Origin of the sequence: Actinomyces oris (assembly GCF_001937445.1) — a bacterium.
Classification (GTDB): Bacteria; Actinomycetota; Actinomycetes; order Actinomycetales; family Actinomycetaceae; genus Actinomyces; species Actinomyces acetigenes.
Window position 1 is genome coordinate 1 of record NZ_MSKS01000074.1, and the last position, 1,934, is coordinate 1,934.

Consider the following 1,934-nt stretch of genomic DNA (forward strand, 5'->3'; position numbering starts at 1 on the left):
ATCGACGGATCCGAGGCCGTCACAGACGGATGCTCCTGAGACGGAGACCCACCAGAATCCGGCACACCCTCCTGGGTGATAGTCTCACTCATTTCTCCACGAACAGTAGGGGTGTTGTCCTGATTTTCGACAGTGTAACTTCCCTTTGTTTCAGACGGTAAAGCCAGGGAGTTACTTCCAATCACCAGTAAAATAATGGAGGTTAAGGTGATGCTTAAAGCGGCAATGTGGCGACTCATTTTTGTTCGACCCTTACTCCGCCGATCAGCCAACGGCCATTGGCGTAGCGTACAGCAAAGTCTAGTGTTTCATTCTCGGTGGGGTTTGATGTTTCAGTGGCTGCCCCACCTCCCGGGTGAGACGCAATCATTTGACGACTCACAGTGGCTTCAACTCTATTGTAGTCGTATCCTTCAAGTTTATCGTAATACCGAATGTTCGTGACCTCTTGTTCCCACTTGTCATTCCAACCCCCTGCTTTGTGAAGGTTCGTTGCGTTGTCGATGGCTGATTGACAGAATTTGCAACTGTCTTCGCTCATGGCGGCGAGTTCGGTGGTGTTGCCGGTCATATAGGCGTAGCGGTAGAGGTCGAGGAAGTAGCTGACGCTGGCTGCTGCGCCCTCGGCGCTCTCCTCGTTCATCTGGGAGGGTTTGGCCGGTGCGGGTTCGGCCAGGGCGGCATCGCGCTTGGCGCGCAGCTCAGGGGTCAGGGCCGCTTCCCGGGAGGCGGTCGCCGAGGCGTTGGCATCAGCAATGCCCTTCTCAGCCCGAGCGATAGCCGCCGACGCGCTGGCACTGGCGCTCACGCTGGCCTCAGCCTTGGCGTCCTTCACCGAGCAGGCCGCCGCCCCCAGCGTCAGCACACACACCACCACCAGACCAGCCACACCCCGCCGGCACCCAAAACGAGAACCGGGCCGAGCCTCGGGTTGGGAACTGGGCCGGCCCCTGCGCGACGACAGCACCACCCCACCCGGCCGCTCCGCCCCTACCTCCAGCACGGCCCGCTTCGCGTGCTCTCCAGGAACGCAGGGGCTTCCGGGGCCCAGGCAGGAGTGACCGACGTGCGCGGCCACGCCCGACCCCGGAGCGGCCGACCAACCGCCTGACTGCTCCAGCCCTCCCCTCAGAGCCACCCGCTCCGCAGGCCCGCCAGAGTCAATGAGAACCAGCCTGCCGCGACGCCTGTGCACGATAGGGCCCCGCTCCGACACGGCAACCTGGCCAGGACCGGATACCGGCTCCCGGGCACCCACAGGCTCGGGGGATCGTAGGGACGCACTCATCACGGAAGCCTCCTCGCCACCGAAACAACTCCATACCCCGCCCGGACGGGCAGCACTGCCCGTCCAAGCGGTGTATTGACACTACCCGCACCAACGCCCCCACACCAGACCCTCAAGACACCCTGTGGAAAACCGGCTCTTCGCGTTTGAGAGTGCAGTAAGTAAGGCTTATTTATGTGTCCGGGGTGGGGGTGGTGGGTGCGTCGTTACGCCGGGTAGGGGTCGAGGTCCCCCGATGATGGGAGCTGCTACACACGCCACCTGAGAGACCTCGACGTGCCTGAGACTTACCTTCACCGACCCTGATCTGACGACCTTCCTGGGCCCGGCGCTCTGGGACTGACCGTGGTGGGCCAGCACCTCACAGCCAAGCGCGCGGTTGTGGAGTGCCGTATGCCGATCGGGTTTGAGGACCCGTTCTGCAGAGCCTGCGGGGCCCAGGGAGTATCCCGTGGGACGGTGGCCCGGTGTCTGGCCCATGTGCCGGTGGGGTGGAGGCCCACGCAGCTGGTGGTACGCGTGCGGCGCTTCGCCTGCACCGGCTGCCGCCGGGTGTGGAGGCAGGACACGAGCGGCCTGGCTGAGCCCAGGGCGCGGCTGACCCGCTCGGCGGTGGGGTGTGAATCGCCCCGGGTTTGATGGAGGC

Annotated in this window: 1 protein-coding gene and 2 pseudogenes; 1 reads left to right on the top strand and 2 read right to left on the bottom strand. The window is 63.8% G+C overall.

Annotation, left to right across the window (positions count from 1 at the left end; translation table 11 throughout):
- Together BKH20_RS14870 and BKH20_RS13475 are read right to left on the bottom strand one after the other, a co-directional pair.
- Window positions 1-239, bottom strand: a pseudogene (locus BKH20_RS14870) (hypothetical protein); the annotation flags it as partial.
- On the bottom strand, window positions 236-889 hold the full coding sequence (locus tag BKH20_RS13475) for a DUF6318 family protein (RefSeq protein ID WP_256693199.1): 654 nt from the start codon (window positions 887-889) through the stop codon (window positions 236-238). The pseudogene BKH20_RS14870 and the gene BKH20_RS13475, both read right to left, overlap by 4 nt.
- 679 nt (window positions 890-1,568) lie before the next feature.
- Between BKH20_RS13475 and BKH20_RS13480 the strand changes: the two are divergent.
- A pseudogene (locus tag BKH20_RS13480) lies at window positions 1,569-1,903 on the top strand (ISL3 family transposase); the annotation flags it as partial.
- Between the last annotated feature and the right edge of the window lie 31 nt (window positions 1,904-1,934).